11 protein-coding genes are annotated in these 14,890 nt (G+C 62.0%); 4 read left to right on the top strand and 7 right to left on the bottom strand.

Annotation, left to right across the window (positions count from 1 at the left end):
• Window positions 1-14: 14 nt before the first annotated feature.
• The 6 genes from J3P94_RS22225 to J3P94_RS22200 form a co-directional block, all read right to left on the bottom strand.
• A complete protein-coding gene (locus J3P94_RS22225; protein WP_434569671.1) occupies window positions 15-1,634 on the bottom strand; it encodes an FMN-binding glutamate synthase family protein in 1,620 nt (539 codons plus the stop codon).
• Between the two features lie 219 nt (window positions 1,635-1,853).
• Window positions 1,854-3,260 carry an ATP-binding protein gene (locus J3P94_RS22220; RefSeq protein ID WP_434569670.1) on the bottom strand — a complete coding sequence of 469 codons (1,407 nt, stop codon included), beginning with the start codon at window positions 3,258-3,260 and terminating at the stop codon, window positions 1,854-1,856.
• Window positions 3,257-5,062, bottom strand: a complete 1,806-nt coding sequence (locus tag J3P94_RS22215) for a DAHL domain-containing protein (protein WP_434569669.1) — start codon at window positions 5,060-5,062, stop codon at window positions 3,257-3,259. The genes J3P94_RS22220 and J3P94_RS22215 overlap by 4 nt, the downstream gene beginning before the upstream one ends.
• Window positions 5,059-6,018, bottom strand: coding sequence for a cytochrome-c peroxidase (locus J3P94_RS22210; protein ID WP_434569668.1), 960 nt, complete (start codon window positions 6,016-6,018; stop codon window positions 5,059-5,061). The genes J3P94_RS22215 and J3P94_RS22210 overlap by 4 nt, the downstream gene beginning before the upstream one ends.
• Before the next feature lie 41 nt (window positions 6,019-6,059).
• Window positions 6,060-7,934 (bottom strand): EAL domain-containing protein, encoded by a 1,875-nt coding sequence (locus tag J3P94_RS22205; protein WP_434569667.1) that lies wholly within the window; start codon window positions 7,932-7,934, stop codon window positions 6,060-6,062.
• The gene (locus tag J3P94_RS22200) at window positions 7,931-10,222 is read right to left on the bottom strand and encodes a GGDEF/EAL domain-containing response regulator (protein ID WP_434569666.1); all 2,292 of its coding nucleotides are present in this window, start codon (window positions 10,220-10,222) and stop codon (window positions 7,931-7,933) included. The genes J3P94_RS22205 and J3P94_RS22200 overlap by 4 nt, the downstream gene beginning before the upstream one ends.
• 226 nt (window positions 10,223-10,448) lie before the next feature.
• Between J3P94_RS22200 and J3P94_RS22195 the strand changes: the two genes are divergently transcribed.
• The 4 genes from J3P94_RS22195 to J3P94_RS22180 all read left to right on the top strand — a co-directional run bounded on the left by J3P94_RS22195 (window position 10,449) and on the right by J3P94_RS22180 (window position 13,604).
• Window positions 10,449-11,816, top strand: coding sequence for an HD domain-containing phosphohydrolase (locus tag J3P94_RS22195; RefSeq protein ID WP_434569665.1), 1,368 nt, complete (start codon window positions 10,449-10,451; stop codon window positions 11,814-11,816).
• 215 nt (window positions 11,817-12,031) lie between these two features.
• Window positions 12,032-12,448, top strand: coding sequence for an NUDIX hydrolase (locus J3P94_RS22190; RefSeq protein WP_434569664.1), 417 nt, complete (start codon window positions 12,032-12,034; stop codon window positions 12,446-12,448).
• Between the two features lie 23 nt (window positions 12,449-12,471).
• Window positions 12,472-13,110, top strand: a complete 639-nt coding sequence (locus J3P94_RS22185; protein ID WP_434569663.1) for a LysE family translocator — start codon at window positions 12,472-12,474, stop codon at window positions 13,108-13,110.
• Window positions 13,107-13,604 (top strand): GNAT family N-acetyltransferase, encoded by a 498-nt coding sequence (locus J3P94_RS22180; RefSeq protein ID WP_434569662.1) that lies wholly within the window; start codon window positions 13,107-13,109, stop codon window positions 13,602-13,604. The genes J3P94_RS22185 and J3P94_RS22180 overlap by 4 nt, the downstream gene beginning before the upstream one ends.
• Before the next feature lie 143 nt (window positions 13,605-13,747).
• Here J3P94_RS22180 and metR read toward each other — a convergent pair whose 3' ends face one another.
• On the bottom strand, window positions 13,748-14,665 hold the full coding sequence (gene metR / locus J3P94_RS22175) for a transcriptional regulator MetR (RefSeq protein ID WP_053124730.1): 918 nt from the start codon (window positions 14,663-14,665) through the stop codon (window positions 13,748-13,750).
• Between the last annotated feature and the right edge of the window lie 225 nt (window positions 14,666-14,890).

Here is a 14,890-nt window from a genome sequence, read left to right as displayed (position 1 = left end):
GAGCGAATGCGAAGTTACGCTGCCGCTATTTCCTGGGGCTCGAAACTGTCTGCCCGCGCCAACTGCCACATCCGTGAGTAGAACTCGCCGTTCACTTCCCCGGTCAGCAGTTGCCCGGGTTTGAGGAAGACGTGCAGTTGGGAGAACAGCTTGATCTCGGTGGCCGACATGCGCCGCACCAGATGCTTGGGTTGCAGTTGCGAAGGGTGGTCGAGGCCGGCGGCGGCGAGCATTTCGGCCAGGGCCTTGAGGGTGTTGCGGTGGAAGTTGTAGACCCGCTGGGCTTTGTCCGGGACGACCAGGGCGCGCTGGCGCAGGGTGTCCTGGGTGGCGACGCCGGTGGGGCATTTGTTGGTGTGGCAGCTTTGCGACTGGATGCAGCCGATGGCGAACATGAAGCCGCGTGCGGCGTTGGCCCAGTCGGCGCCGATGGCCAGGACACTGGCGATGTCGAAGGCACTGACAATCTTGCCGCTGGCGCCGAGCTTGATCTTGTCCCGCAGGTTCAGGCCCACCAAGGTGTTGTGCACAAACAGCAGGCCTTCGCGCAGCGGCACGCCGATGTGGTCGGTGAACTCAACCGGCGCGGCGCCGGTGCCGCCTTCCTTGCCGTCGACCACGATGAAGTCGGGCAGGATTCCGGTTTTCAGCATGGCCTTGGCGATGCCCATGAATTCCCACGGATGCCCCAGGCAGAACTTGAAGCCCACCGGTTTGCCGCCTGACAGTTCGCGCAGTTGCTGGATGAATTGCATCAATTCAATCGGCGTGGAAAACGCGCTATGGCAGGACGGCGACACGCAATCCTCGCCCATGAGGATGCCCCGGGTCTCGGCAATTTCCCGGGTGACCTTGTGCTTGGGCAGAATCCCGCCGTGGCCCGGCTTGGCGCCTTGACTCATCTTGATTTCGATCATCCGTACCTGAGGGTTCTGCGCCTGGATTGCGAAGCGCTCCGGGTCGAAGCGCCCGTCGGAGGTGCGGCAACCGAAGTAACCGCTGCCCAATTCCCAGGTCAGGTCGCCGCCGTGTTCGCGGTGGTAAGGGCTGATGCTGCCTTCGCCGGTGTCATGGGCGAAATTGCCGAACTTCGCGCCCTGGTTCAACGCCCGGATGGCGTTGGCACTCAGGGAGCCGAAGCTCATGGCCGAGATGTTGAACACCGACGCCGAGTACGGCTGGGTGCATTGCGGGCCGCCGACCGTGACGCGAAAGCCGCTGGGGTCGCTCAACGGGGCCGGGCGCATGGAGTGGCCGATGAATTCGAAGCCGGTCTGGTAAACGTCGATCAAGGTGCCGAACGGTTTGTCGGCGCTTTCGTTCTTGGCCCGCGAGTACACCAGCGAGCGCTGGGCGCGGGAAAAGGGCAGGGCGTCGCTGTCGGACTCGAGCAGGTATTGGCGGATCTCCGGGCGGATGCCTTCGACCAGGTAGCGGATGTTGCCCAGGATCGGATAGTTGCGCCGTACCGCGTGACGGCTTTGCAGCAGGTCGAACACCCCCAGCAGGCTCAGCAGCCCGGTCAACAGCACGATCGGCCATAGCCAGTCGTGTTGCAGGAACGGCAGGCTGGCGAGGGTGAAGATCACACAGCCGGCGAAGAAGGCGTAGCGGCTCAGCAGCGATAGGCTCATGCGGGTTCCTTGGGGGAGAGCGATTGGCGAGACATTAGCGTGGAATGCAACCCCGTGGCGAGGGAGCTTGCTCCCGCTCGGCTGCGCAGCAGTCGTAAAACCGGATCCTACGCAACGACTGGATTACTGCGACGGGCCATTTGGGGCTGCTGCGCAGCCCAGCGGGAGCAAGCTCCCTCGCCACAAAAGCCCTCTCGCTGAAATTAGAACTGCGGTCGCTCACCCCGCGAGCTTCATCTGCCGTACCGGCAGCTCCACCCGGAACGTCGTCCCGACGCCGACTTCGCTGCGCACGGTAATCTCGCCGTGGTGTTTTTTCACGATGCCGTAGGACAGTGACAGCCCGAGCCCCGTGCCCTGGCCGATGGGTTTGGTGGTGAAGAACGGGTCGAAGATTTTCTGCAGGGTTTCCGGCGGGATGCCCGAGCCATTGTCGGCGACTTCGATCCAGACGTTGTCGCCCTCGACCCCGTTGCGCAGGGTGATGGTGCCGCGCTCGGGGCCGATGGCCTGGGCGGCGTTGACGATCAGGTTCATGATCACCTGGTTGATCTGCGACGGCAGGCATTCGACTTCCGGCAGGGGGCTGTATTGCTTGACCACGTCGGCCTTGTATTTGATTTCGTTGGCGACGATGTTCAATGTCGAATCCATGCCCTGCTGCAGATTTGCCATCTGCCATTCCTGGCTGGAGTCGACGCGGGAGAAGTCCTTGAGGTCCTTGACGATCTGACCGACGCGAGCGATGCCGTCCTTGGATTCCTTGATCAGTACTGGAATGTCCTCCACCAGGAAGTCGAGTTCCACCTGTTCGCGCAGGCGCTTGAGTTCCGTCAGCAGCTCCGGCGAGGCAATGGCTTGTTCGGCACTGCCGTAGGCGTGGAGCATTTCTTCGAGCTTGCCGAAGTACCCACCGAGGGCGCCGAGATTGGAGGAAATGAAGCCGATCGGGTTGTTGATTTCGTGGGCCACACCAGCCGCCAGCTGACCCAGCGAAGCGAGCTTTTCCGACTGCACGAGCTGGCTTTCAAGCATCTTGCGTTCGTCGATTTCCATCTGCAGCAATTCGCTGGCCTGCTTGAACGCCAGGGTGCGTTGCTCCACCAGGTCTTCGAGCTTGTTCATTTTCAAACGGGCACGAGAAGTCATTTCCCATTTGGTGGTGAGGGTATTGGCCATCTGCTGGACTTCGATGTTGTCGAAGGGCTTTTTCAATATGAGCAGGCGGTCGTGGCCGTTCAGGCGATCGAGCAATTCGTCCCAGGAATAATCCGAATACGCGGTGCAGACAACCACCTGCAATTGCGGGTCGACTTTCCACAGCTCTTCGATGGTCTTGGCGCCGTCCCAGCCTTCGGGCATGCGCATGTCGACGAAGGCCAGGGCATAGGGAAGCTCCTTGGCCAACGCCCGTTGCAATTTGGCCAGGCCTTCCTGGCCACCGTAGGCCGAATCGAGTTCGAACACGGTGGCGGCGGGTTTCGGGGCCTCGCCGAACAGCGCGCTTTCCATGTCCTGCAGGTCGCTGTCGCTTTCGTCCTCCGGGGTCAGGATCTTGCGGAAATCGTCGTGGATGGCGGGCGTGTCATCAATCAAGAGGATGCGCCGGTTGCTCAGGCTGTTCATGGCTCACCTTCTGCGAGTTTCAGGGGCAGCTGCAATACAAACGTCGCCCCGGTACCAGGCCCCTCGCTGTGTGCGGTGAGGTGGCCGTTCATTTCAATCGCTGCCAGTGCGCAACTGTGCAGGCCGAACCCGTGGCCGTCCTTACGGGTGGTAAAACCGTGGGCGAAGATGCGTGTCATGTTCTCTTCCGGGATGCCTTCGCCTTCGTCCTTCACGCTGATCTGCAGGGTCTCATCGTCTACGACGGTGGCCTTGAGCGTCATGTTCCGTGCATGGTTGGAAACCCCGGCCATGGCGTATTTGGCATTGCTGATCAGGTTGATCAGGATCAGCAACAAGCGGTGTTTGTCGCCCATGATCCGCGGCACTTCGCCGTAGTCCTTGATGACCGTTACATGGTGGCGGGTCAGGGCTCCCGAGTTCATGCGCAGGGCGTCTTCGAGCAGTTCGCTGACCACCAGGGGTTCCATCAGGCTGTTGGCGCCGGCATAGGATTGCTGCGTGGAGACGATGTCCTTGATGTGGTCCACGCTCTTGCTCAGTTGCGCGAGTTCGTCGGTCAGGCCTTGTTGTTCCACCGCGATGGCTTCCACCAACTGGTTGAGGTAGCCGGGCAGCAGCTTGCCTTTTTCGTCCTCGGTGAGGAAATGCCCCAGGTCGTGGTTGTGCTCGTTGATCAGGTTCATCGCCTTGCCCAGCCCCAGGGCCTTGCTGCTGCGCAGCTTGCGGCTGACCAGGTCGGCAGAGATGTTCACGCTGTTGAGCACGTTGCCGACGTTGTGCAATACGTTGGTGGCGATCTCCGCCATGCCGGCCTGGCGGGCGGTGTCCATCAGTTCGCTCTGGGTGTCCTTGAGCTGGCGGGTGCGCTCTTCGACCCGTTGTTCGAGTTCGTCGTTGGCGGTTTGCAGCGCACTGTTGACCCGCTTGATCTCGCCGAAACTGCGCACCAGCCTAACCGCCAGCCAGATCAGGATCAGCACCAGGAAGGTTGCGAATACCAGCAACAGGATGTGGTTGCGCTGATGTTTGGTGGCGGCTTTTTCCTGGTCCTTTTCCAGCAGACTGGTGATGGTGTCCAGGCGGGCGGCCAGGGGGACGGCCTCGAAATCGCGCAGTAGCTGGTTGACCAGTGGTTGCTCGCGCAGGATCAGCGCAATGTGCCTGCGCAGGATTTCCACGGAGCTGACGAGCCCGTCCGGCAAGCGCTCCTTGTTGATATCCAGCTGGTTGAGGCCCATCAGGATTTCGGCAGCCTGATCCTGCGTGGTGATCTGCGCGAACTCCAGCGTGGCGAGCAGCAGGTCGTAGGTATCGATGGTGGCGCTCTGCAGCCGAAGCTTGTCGTTATCGGACAGCAGGGAGAACTGGCGCTGGATATCGTCTTCGGCGGTGGGCAGGAAAGCCAGGGAGTTGCGCAGCACCGCGTTATGGGACTTGAACTGTTCCACCAGGCGGGTTTTTTCCTTGAGCGCCTTGAGGTACTCGTCGCGCTGGGTCGACCAGAGCTCGGGCGCATGGCGGCCAGGCTCCGCCTCGATGGCGTCGAGGCGCTGCCACAGGCGCGTCATTTCATTGAGCGGCGAGACCAGCGGGTCGTAGTTGTGGCTCAGGGCGATTCGCGACTTGAGCACTTCGTTGTCCCAGATCCCGTCCTGCTGCTTGAGCAGGCGGATCAAGTCGCGCGATTCGATGTGCGAGGCGGCTTGCTGGGCGCCTGATTCGATGTACATGAACAACAGGATCGAAGCCAGCAAGACGCCGATGAAAGCCAGGCCGAGGCGGCGGGAGAGACTGTTCATAGCGGCTTGCCCTCCCATTCGCCAGTGAGGGTCTTGAGGAATTCGACGATCAGTTCGGTATCGTTTTTCAGCGGCTCACGGCCCAGCTGGTACTTGAACATGACTTCCACCGCGCGCTCCAGGGTCGGCGCGGAGCCGCCATGGAAATACGGCGCGGTGACGGCCACGTTGCGCAGGCTCGGCACCTTGAACACCTGGCGGTCGGCTTCGTCGCCGGTGATGTTGAAGCGGCCGTTGTCGGCCCGGGTGGGGTTGCCCCGGTCCTGGATGTAGTCCCCCATCACGCCGAACTTCTGGAACATGTTGCCGCCGATGTTCACGCCCTGATGGCAGGCGATGCAGCCGTATTCCTTGAAGCGCTGGTAACCGAATTTTTCCCGGGGGGTGAGAATGTCGGTGTTGCCCAGCAGGTATTGGTCAAAGCGCGAATTCGGCGTCAGCAGGGTGCGCTCGTAATCGGCGAGAGCGCCCTGGATGTTGGGCTGGGTCACGCCGCCGGGGTAGGCGTCGGCAAAATCCCTGGCGTAGCCCGGATCGTCGGCGATGCGCTTGACCACCGTTTTCCAGTCGCTGCCCATCTCCCCGGGGCTCGTCACGACGATGTGCACCTGTTCTTCCAGGGTATCGACGCGACCGTCCCAGAACTGATGGAAGTTCAGGCTGGCGTTGAACACGGTGGGGGTATTGACCTCCACCGGCTTGCCGTCGAAGCCCAGGGAAAACTGCTTGTCATCGGCGCCGCCCTTGTCCAGGCGATGGCAGCTGGCGCAGGACAGTGTGTTGTTGACCGACAGCCGTGGGTCGTTGAACAGCCGCTGGCCCAACTGGACCCGCTTGGGGTCCAGGGCCGGCGCGGCGGGCAGGGGTTTGAGCGGTTCGTCCAATGGTTCTGCGTGACTGGTCACGCTGTATCCCAGAAGCAGGCAGAGAGCCAGAATCAGTCCGTGTGACGCCATGGGATGCTTTCCTTGAAACTTCGGTTTATGGACTCAATTGCTCATGAAAACGGATTCGTTTTTTTTCCCCATGCCGCCACCCACTGGGCAAATGCCTGCGGCTCCACGGCCTTGCTGAAGTAATAGCCCTGGGCTTCCTCGCACTGGTGCGCCTTGAGGAAGGCCAGTTGCTCGCGGGTTTCCACACCCTCGGCAATGATGTGCAGGTTCAAGCTCTTGCCCAGGCTGATAATGGTGCTCACCAGTTTCGCGTCGTTGCTGTCGATGCTCAGGTCGCCGACGAACGACTGGTCGATCTTCAACACGTCCACCGGAAATTTCTGCAAGTAACTCAGGCTCGAATAGCCGGTGCCGAAGTCATCGATGGCCAACCGTACCCCCAGCTGCTTGATGGCCTTGAGGGTGGCCACGGTGGTATCGATGTTCTGCATGAGCACGCTTTCGGTAATCTCCAGTTCCAACTGTGTCGGGTCCAGGCCGGTTTCCTTGAGGGTGCGCGCAATGCCTTCGACGAAACCGCGCTGGCGAAAATCGATCGCCGAGACATTCACCGACAGGTACAGCGGCCGCATGCCCTCGGCTTGCCAGCGACAGGCCTGTTGGCAGGCTTCCTGGAGCACCCACTGGCTCAGCGGTACGATCAGCCCGCTGTCTTCGGCCACCGGGATGAAATCCGACGGAAAGACGAGCCCCTGGTCGGGCCGGTTCCAGCGCACCAGCGCCTCGACACCGACCACCGCGCCGCTCGTCAGATCGAGCTTGGGTTGGTAATGCAGCACGAATTCCTTGCGTTGCAGCGCCAGGCGCAAACCTGATTCGATAGTCTGCTGCTGTCGTGCCCGGCGGTTCATGTCCTCGGTGAAAAAACGGTAGTCGTTGGGGCCGGTCTCCTTGACGTTGCGCATTGCCGTCTCGGCTTTCTTGATCAGCGCCACGGCGTCGAAACCGTCATTGGGGTACACGCTGATGCCCAGGCTTGCCGTCACCGTCAGGTCATGGCCGTCGATGGGGTGTGGAGAGTTGATCGCCGCGAGCAGTTTTTCCGCCACGCCCTTGATCAATTGCGGATCGGCGACGTCGCCGAGGATCACCACGAACTCATCGGAGCCGTAGCGAAACACCGAGTCGGATTCACGCACCACGGTGGCCAGGGTGCGTGCCACCCGCTTGAGCATTTCATCGCCCACCGGATGGCCCAGCGCATTGTTGATGCGCTTGAAGCGGTCGAGGCCGATGAACATCACCGCCAGCTGCCGGTCATGCCGGCGGCACTGGGCCAGGGCCTGGGTCAGGCGGTCGCCGAGCAGCATGCTGTTGGGCAGTTCGGTGAGGACGTCGTATTGCAGCAGGTGAGAAACCTTGAGCAGTTCCTGGACCCGCTCTTCGATCGTGCGCTCCAGGCTGCGCATTTTCCGCGCTGCGTCTTGCGCCAGTTGCCATTTCCAGGTCATGGCGCTGGCCATCTGGCGGATTTCCAGAGTGTCGAAAGGTTTCTTGAGAATCAGCAACTGGTCGTCGAATTCGATGCGTTCGGACATGGTTTCCCAGGAATAGTCCGAATACGCGGTGCACAGGGCAATTTGCAGCCGCGGGTCGGCTTTCCACAGCTGTTCGATGGTTTGCAGGCCGTCCCAGCCCGGCGGCATGCGCATGTCAGCGAATACCAGCGCATACGGCTGGCCCTCGGCCTGGGCGCGCTTGACCAGTTCTAGCGCTTCCTCGCCCTGATAGGCCGAGTCGATCTGAAATTGCAACCGATTAACCTGCGGCGTGCCGAACAGCAGGCTCTCGGTGTCGTCCAGCGAATCGTCATTGCCGGCGCTGGGGCTGAGGATCTTGCGAAAATCCTGGTGGATGGCGGGCGTGTCGTCCACCACCAGGATTCGCCGGTTGGCAGGTACCGACATGGGGTTCATGGGTTGCTCTCCGATAGCTGGCTGGCCGGCCGGGTCCAGTGGTCCGCCACCGGCACGATGGTGCCGGCCTTGAGCAGTGCGGCAGCCTGGTCGCTGTCGACCACGGTACTGAAGTAATGCCCCTGGGCCTGCATCGAGCCGCCGCTGGACATCAGGGTGGTGCGTTGTTCCTGGGTCTCGACGCCTTCGGCAATGATGCCGATGCCGACGTCCCGGGCAAAGTTGATGATCGCCCGCAGGGTCGTGGCGTTCTCCGGATCGGCGTTGGCGCTGTCGAGGAATCGCTGGGCGAGCTTGAGATGGTTGACGCGGTAGGTCTTCAGATAATCGAACGAGGAATACTCGGTGCCGAAGTCATCGATGGCGACCTGTACGCCGAGTTCGCACAGCCGTGGCAGCACGTCGTTGTGGGTCCATTTGGTCTGGGCCAGGGTCGCCTCGGTGACATCGAAGCGCAGGTCCCAGGGCGCCAGCTCCCAGCGCGCGGTGGTGCGCAGCACGTCGTAGATCAGTTCCGGGCCGGTCTTGAGCTGGGTCAGGGACAGGTCGATGGCGATCACTGGCGGCGCCATGCCCTGATCGCGCCATTGGCGCATCTGCTGGCACGCCTGGTCCAGGACCCAGTGACCGAGGCCGATGATGATCCCGGTTTTCTCGGCGGCAGGCATGAACGCCGCCGGCTCCAGCCAACCGCGCTCGGGGTGGTTCCAGCGCACCTGCACGCCCATGCCGAGGATCTTGCCGGTGCCGAGATCGACTTCCGGCAGGTAATGCAAATGCAGTTCGTTGTTCTCGATGGCCTGGCGCAGGTCATTGGCCAGGGCGACCCGGTCGGTGACTTCCTGATTGATCTCTTCGTTGTGGAAGTGATACTGGTTGCGGCCCTTCTCTTTCGAGCGGTACAGCGCCATGTCGGACTGCGCCATCAGGCTGTCGGCACTCAGGCTTTGTGGCGTGTACAGGCTGATGCCGATGCTCACCGAGATGCGCACGTCGTTGCCGTCCAGGGAGTAGGGCGCTACCAACGCGTCACGGATTTTGCCGGCCAGCGCGGCGCAGTGCGTCGCTTCGTGGACATCCAGTTGCAGGATGGCGAATTCATCGCCGCCCAGGCGCGCCACCACGTCGTTTTCCCGAGTACAGCCCTTGAGGCGCGCCGCGACTTCCTGCAACAGCAGGTCACCGATGGGGTGCCCGAGGGTGTCGTTGATGCGCTTGAAATGGTCCAGGTCCAGGTAGAACATCGCAAACGGCGCCGCCCCCCGGCGCGCGGCGGCGAACGCCTGGTGCAGGCGCTCGATCATGGTGGCGCGGTTGGCGAGCGCGGTCAGGCCGTCGGTGCGGGCGAGCAGGGCGATCTTTTCCTCGGCCACTTTGCGCTCGGTGATGTCGAGGATGATGCCCTCGACTTCCAGCAGCAGGCCTTGTTCATTGCGCACTGGAATGTAGCGGTTCTCCACCCAGCGAAAGGTGTCGTCTCCGGTGCGCATGCGAAACTCGATGGACGCCCCGGCCGTGTCGCGGTCCAGGACGCGGACCATGGCCTCCTGGACCTTGCCCTGATCGTCGGGGTGGATCAGGGTTTGCGCCCAGTCCGGCGAACGGATCAGTTGCGCCGCGACATGGCCGAACTTGGTGATGTTGTGCGAGATGTACATCAGCGGGAACGGCGGCTCGCCACGCAGGCGATAAAGGATGGTCGGGCTGTTCTGCACGATGATGTTGGCGTCGGCCAGTTCCCGGGTGCGTTCCTCCACCGCCCGTTCGAGCATGTCCATTTTCAGCGCCGCGTCTTCGGTCATCTGCCATTTGACGGTGAGGGTGCTTGCCATCTGGCGGATCTCGATGGCGTCGAAGGGTTTCTTCAGGATCAGCAGGCGATCACCCAATTCCAGGCGATCGGCGATGTCCTCCCAGGAGTAATCCGAATAAGCGGTGCACAGCGCCACTTGCAGCTTGGGATCGACGCGCCACAGCCGCTCGATGGTTTCAAGACCGTCCCAGCCTGGCGGCATGCGCATGTCGATAAAGGCCATGGCGAAGGGTTTACCCCGGGCCAGGGCCGTTTCTACCTTGCTCAAGGCCTCCATGCCCTGGAATGCCGACTCCAGCTCGAAACTCTGGGCGGCGATCACCACCGGTGCGCCGAACAAGGCTTCTTCGGCGCTGCTCAGGCTGTCTTCGAGGATCACATGGGGGGCGAGGATCTTTCGAAAATCCTCATGAATCGTTGGCGTGTCGTCGACGATCAGGATCCGCCGATTGGATCTATCCATCGGCAGGCTCATGGCCGTGCACCGTTGAGATGCTGACTATGGAACCGTGGGAACATCTGATATCCCTTTCGCTGGCATGAGTATTCGGCCTGTACTTGGCCCTTCATGAGGTACAGCATAGTCGGCTCAAGGAAACCGCGCGGTGCATGGTGGCGAATTGTGTCTAAATATCCGCTATCTACTAGCCTGTCTTTCAGGGGTAAGGTAGAACGGTGATCGTCAATAGGAGGGGGTGCCAATGGAAGATCAGTCGTCGAACGTTCCTGCTGCGAAGCCGACGGTGTTGCTGGTGGATGACGAAGAGTCGATTCTCAACAGCCTGCGTCGGCTGTTGCGCAGCCAGCCGTATGAAATCCTGCTGGCCGACAGCGGTGCGAAGGCCTTGGAAATCCTCAAGGAGCGGCCGGTCGACCTGGTGATGACCGACGCCCGGATGCCGAACATGGACGGCGCCACGCTGCTGGCGGAAATCCGCAAGCTGTATCCATCGACCTTGCGCATCCTGCTCACCGGCTACGCCGACGTGGACATGATGACCAAGGCCATCAACGAGGGGCAGCTCTATCGCTACCTCAGCAAACCCTGGAATGACGAGGAACTGGTGCAGGCCCTGCGCCAGGCCTTGGCCCACCAGCATTCGGAAAGCGAGCGTCAGCGCCTCGAAGCGTTGAACCGCGAGCAGAACCAGCAACTCAAGACCCTCAACGCCACGCTGGAAAAACGCGTGGCGTCGCGCACCGCCGAGCTGCAGCAGACCGCCGACATGCTCGACCTGGCCTACGAAGAGCTCAAGCGCAGCTACGTGACCGGCACCGAGGTGTTCTCGCTGATCGCCAACCTGCGCCTGCCCAAGGCCAAGCAGACCAACCGGCAGATCATCGAGTTGATCCGGGTCTACAGCCGGCTCAACTTTCTCGATGAGTCCACCGACCGCGACCTGACCATGGCCGCCGCCCTCTACAACATCGGCAAGCTGAGCTGGACCGATAACATGATGGTCACGCCCGCCGACATGCTGCACCACAGCGAACTGGAGCTGTACCGCGCCTATCCGAAGCAGAGTGAATCGCTGCTGATGACCCTCGACCCGATGAAGGACGCGGCGCGCATCATTCTCCATCATCAGGAGCGCTGGGATGGCAGTGGTTTCCCCGATCACCTCAAGGGCGAGGCGATTCCGTTCGGTTCGCGACTGTTGAAACTGGCGGTGGATTTCATCGAATTGCAGCGCGGGTTGATCCTGGAGCGGCAGATGAACAGCGATGAAGCGCTGGTCTACATCCGCAAATACGCCGGCAAACTGTACGACCCGGACATGGTCGAGGACTTCATCAAGGCCTGCGCCGAGTACCTGGAAGACGTGACCTTGTCCGACCCGACGGTGAAGGTCGTGACCACCCGCGAGCTGGCGGCCGGCATGGTCCTGGCCCGCAACCTCAATGCCGACAACGGCATGCTGTTGCTCAATGCCGGCAAGGTCATGAGTGCTCCGCTGATCGAAAAACTCATCGCCTTCGAGGCGATGGAAGGGGCGCGGTACAGCGTGTTCGTCAAGATCCCCGAGGAGGAAGCGGATCCTGCGGCGCCGAAGCCGATTTTGGGGTGAAACCGCTCCAGCTACCACTGCGGTTCCTTGTGGGAGCGAGCCTGCTCGCGAAAGCGTACTGTCAGTTAAAAAAAATCTGACTGACACTCAGTCTTCGCGAGCAGGCTCGCTCCCACAGGGGAATTGTGTTGGGTTGGAGGGGGAGGCCAGGCTTTGCTCCCACCGCCTGCCCCTGTAATCTGCCCCGGCATTTTCTGCCCGAGGCCTTTTTGATCATGACCATTGCTCTCATCCGTATCGCCGCCGCCCTGCTCATCGGCCCTGACGGCCGGACCCTGCTGGTACGCAAGCGCGGCACCCAGGCCTTCATGCAACCGGGTGGCAAGATCGAAGCCCGTGAGCAACCGGTCCAGGCCCTGGCTCGGGAGCTGGAGGAGGAACTCGGCCTGAGGATCGATCCGGCGCAGGCTCGTCACCTTGGACAGTTCAGCGCGCCGGCCGCCAACGAGCCGGGTTTTACCGTGCAGGCCGAAGTGTTTTTGCTGGACATCGATGCTCAGGTTTCTCCCGCCGCCGAGATCGAGGAAGTGCGTTGGATCGATCCGGCCGGCACCGGCGATTTGTTGCTGGCGCCGTTGACAGGCGAGGTGATCCTGCCGTTTTATCGAGCCACTTGTCTCGCAACCTGCTGATTCAAGACTCAAGGACTGACGCCATGATTCCATTGCCGGACCTGCTGATTTTCGCCGCCGCCGCGTTGTTGATGGTGCTCACGCCCGGCCCGAACATGATCTACCTGATTTCCCGTTCGATCTGTCAGGGCCGCAAGGCCGGCGTCACCTCCTTGCTTGGCGTGGTGGCGGGCTTCTTCGTGCACATGTTCGCCGCGGCGGCGGGGCTGACCGCGGTGTTCCTGGCAGTGCCGATGGCTTATGAAATCCTCAAGTGGGCCGGTGCGCTTTATCTGCTCTGGCTGGCCTGGCAAGCGGTGAAGCCGGGGGCTCGCTCGCCTTTTCAGGCCCAGCAGTTGCCGGCGGACTCGACCCGCAAGCTGATCACCATGGGTTTTCTCACCAGTGCCTTGAACCCGAAGATCGCGGTGTTCTACCTGTCGGTGTTTCCGCAGTTCATCAGCCCGGAGCATGGCTCGCTGTTCACCCAGAGCATCATCCTCGGGCTGACTCAGATCAGCGTGAGCTTCAGCGTCAACCTGCTGATCGCGCTGTTCGCCGCCGGCATCGCCTCGTGGTTTGTCCACAACCCGACCTGGCTGGCGGCGCAGCGCTATTTCATGGGGGTTGTACTCGGCGCACTGGCGCTGCGACTGATGCTTGAGCAACGGCGTTCGGCGTGAACATCCGACGGCTGAAGGTGGCTGATGCCCAGGGCTATCGGGAGTTGATGCTCCAGGCCTATGAGCTGCATCCAGAGGCTTTCACCTCCAGCGCCAGTGAGCGGGCGACGCTGCCCATCAACTGGTGGGAATCGCGCCTCACCAGCCGGCTCGATGTGATCCTCGGGGCATTCGTGGAGGACGAACTGGTGGGTATCGTCGGCCTGTCCCTGGAGCCTCGGTTGAAGGCCCGGCACAAGGCGACCCTGTTCGGCATGTACGTCGCCGCAGCCCATCGCCAAGGGGGGCTTGGCCAGCAACTGGTCCAGGCGGCCCTCGCCGAAGCCCGTCGTCACGCCTTTCTGCGGCTGGTGCAACTGACCGTCACCGCCGGCAACGACCCGGCCGTCAAACTCTACCAGCGCAGCGGCTTCGTTTTGTACGGGCTCGAACCGATGGCGATTCGCGTGGGCGATGTGTATTTCGACAAGATCCACATGTGGCTTGAACTCTGATCTCACCGAAGATTGGAGTGATGGAGCTTTTGTGGCGAGGGAGCTTGCTCCCGCTGGGCCGGCTGGCGCTCCAGGGCGTAGCAGACCTTTCTTGTGGCCGCTTCGCGCCCAAGCGGGAGCAAGCTCCCTCGCCAAAAAAGCGGTCAGCGCACGGCGCTGACGCCGTCGAGTGTCGAGAACGATGTGTCCTTGGCCGTCAGCAAAAAATCGCGCATGTACGGCGCGTCGAGCATGTCGGTGCGCACCGCCGCGTAGAGCGTGGCGAACAGACCTTTCTCCCCCAGCCGCTTGGCCTTCACGTAGCCCCGTGAGCTGTATTCATGCAGTGCCCAGTGAGGCATGCCGCAGACGCCCCGGCCGCTGGCAACCAGTTGCATCATCATTACCGTCAGCTCGGAGGTGCGAACCTGGGCCGGTTCGATGTCGGCCGGCTCCAGGAAACGGGTGAAGATGTCCAGCCGATCGCGCTCCACCGGGTAGGTGATCAGGGTTTCGCTGACCAGGTCTTCGGGCACGATGTACGGTTTGCCCGCCAGTCGATGCTGGTTCGCCACCGCGAGCATCGCCTCGTAGGTGAACAGCGGCACATAGGTGATGCCCGCCAGCTCCAGCGGGTCGGAAGTGACCACTAGGTCGAGGTCGCCCCGGGCCAGGGCCGGCAGCGGGGCGAAGGCGAAGCCCGAGGCCAGGTCCAGCTCGACTTCCGGCCAGGCATCGCGGAACTGGTCGATGGTCGGCATCAGCCATTGGAAGCAGCTGTGGCACTCGATGGCCATGTGCAGACGCCCGGCGGTGCCGCCGGCCAGCCGCGCGATGTCCCGCTCGGCGCTGCGCAGCAATGGCAGGGCGGCATCCGCCAGTTGCAACAGGCGCAGGCCGGCGCTGGTGAACCGGACCGGTTTGGTCTTGCGCACGAACAGCTGCATGCCCAGGCGCTCCTCCAGTTCCTTGAACTGGTGGGACAGCGCGGACTGGGTCAGGTGCAGCCGCTCGGCGGCCTCCACCAGGCTGTCGGCTTCGCGCAGGGCGTGCAGGGTCTTCAGGTGACGGAGTTCAAGCACCGGATGGCTCCATGAGTAAATCTTGTGATAAATACGAAAAGGTTGAGTTTGTCTCATGTGGGGCCGGCTGTCGACAATGACCCAAAATCTACCTGTCGTCACGGTGCTTCAGACGGACCCAAAGGGCTGCTACGCACTGGAGCGCCAGCCGGCCCAGCGGGAGCAAGCTCCCTCGCCACGGAGAATCGGGGATTCAGATAACCACTCGGCAATCTTCATCAAACT

Origin of the sequence: Pseudomonas sp. Z3-8 (genome assembly GCF_051131975.1) — a bacterium.
Taxonomy (GTDB): Bacteria; Pseudomonadota; Gammaproteobacteria; order Pseudomonadales; family Pseudomonadaceae; genus Aquipseudomonas.
Note: the sequence above shows the minus strand (reverse complement) of the source record. Positions and strands in the feature narration are given on the sequence as shown.

Excerpts from the sequence above, each read along its gene's own strand:
- J3P94_RS22225 (WP_434569671.1), bottom strand. The coding sequence starts at position 1,634 with ATGAGCCTATCGCTGCTGAGCCGCTACGCCTTCTTCGCCGGCTGTGTG.
- J3P94_RS22220 (WP_434569670.1), bottom strand. The coding sequence starts at position 3,260 with ATGAACAGCCTGAGCAACCGGCGCATCCTCTTGATTGATGACACGCCC.
- J3P94_RS22215 (WP_434569669.1), bottom strand. The coding sequence starts at position 5,062 with ATGAACAGTCTCTCCCGCCGCCTCGGCCTGGCTTTCATCGGCGTCTTG.
- J3P94_RS22210 (WP_434569668.1), bottom strand. The coding sequence starts at position 6,018 with ATGGCGTCACACGGACTGATTCTGGCTCTCTGCCTGCTTCTGGGATAC.
- J3P94_RS22205 (WP_434569667.1), bottom strand. The coding sequence starts at position 7,934 with ATGAACCCCATGTCGGTACCTGCCAACCGGCGAATCCTGGTGGTGGAC.
- J3P94_RS22200 (WP_434569666.1), bottom strand. The coding sequence starts at position 10,222 with ATGAGCCTGCCGATGGATAGATCCAATCGGCGGATCCTGATCGTCGAC.
- J3P94_RS22195 (WP_434569665.1), top strand. The coding sequence starts at position 10,449 with ATGGAAGATCAGTCGTCGAACGTTCCTGCTGCGAAGCCGACGGTGTTG.
- J3P94_RS22190 (WP_434569664.1), top strand. The coding sequence starts at position 12,032 with ATGACCATTGCTCTCATCCGTATCGCCGCCGCCCTGCTCATCGGCCCT.
- J3P94_RS22185 (WP_434569663.1), top strand. The coding sequence starts at position 12,472 with ATGATTCCATTGCCGGACCTGCTGATTTTCGCCGCCGCCGCGTTGTTG.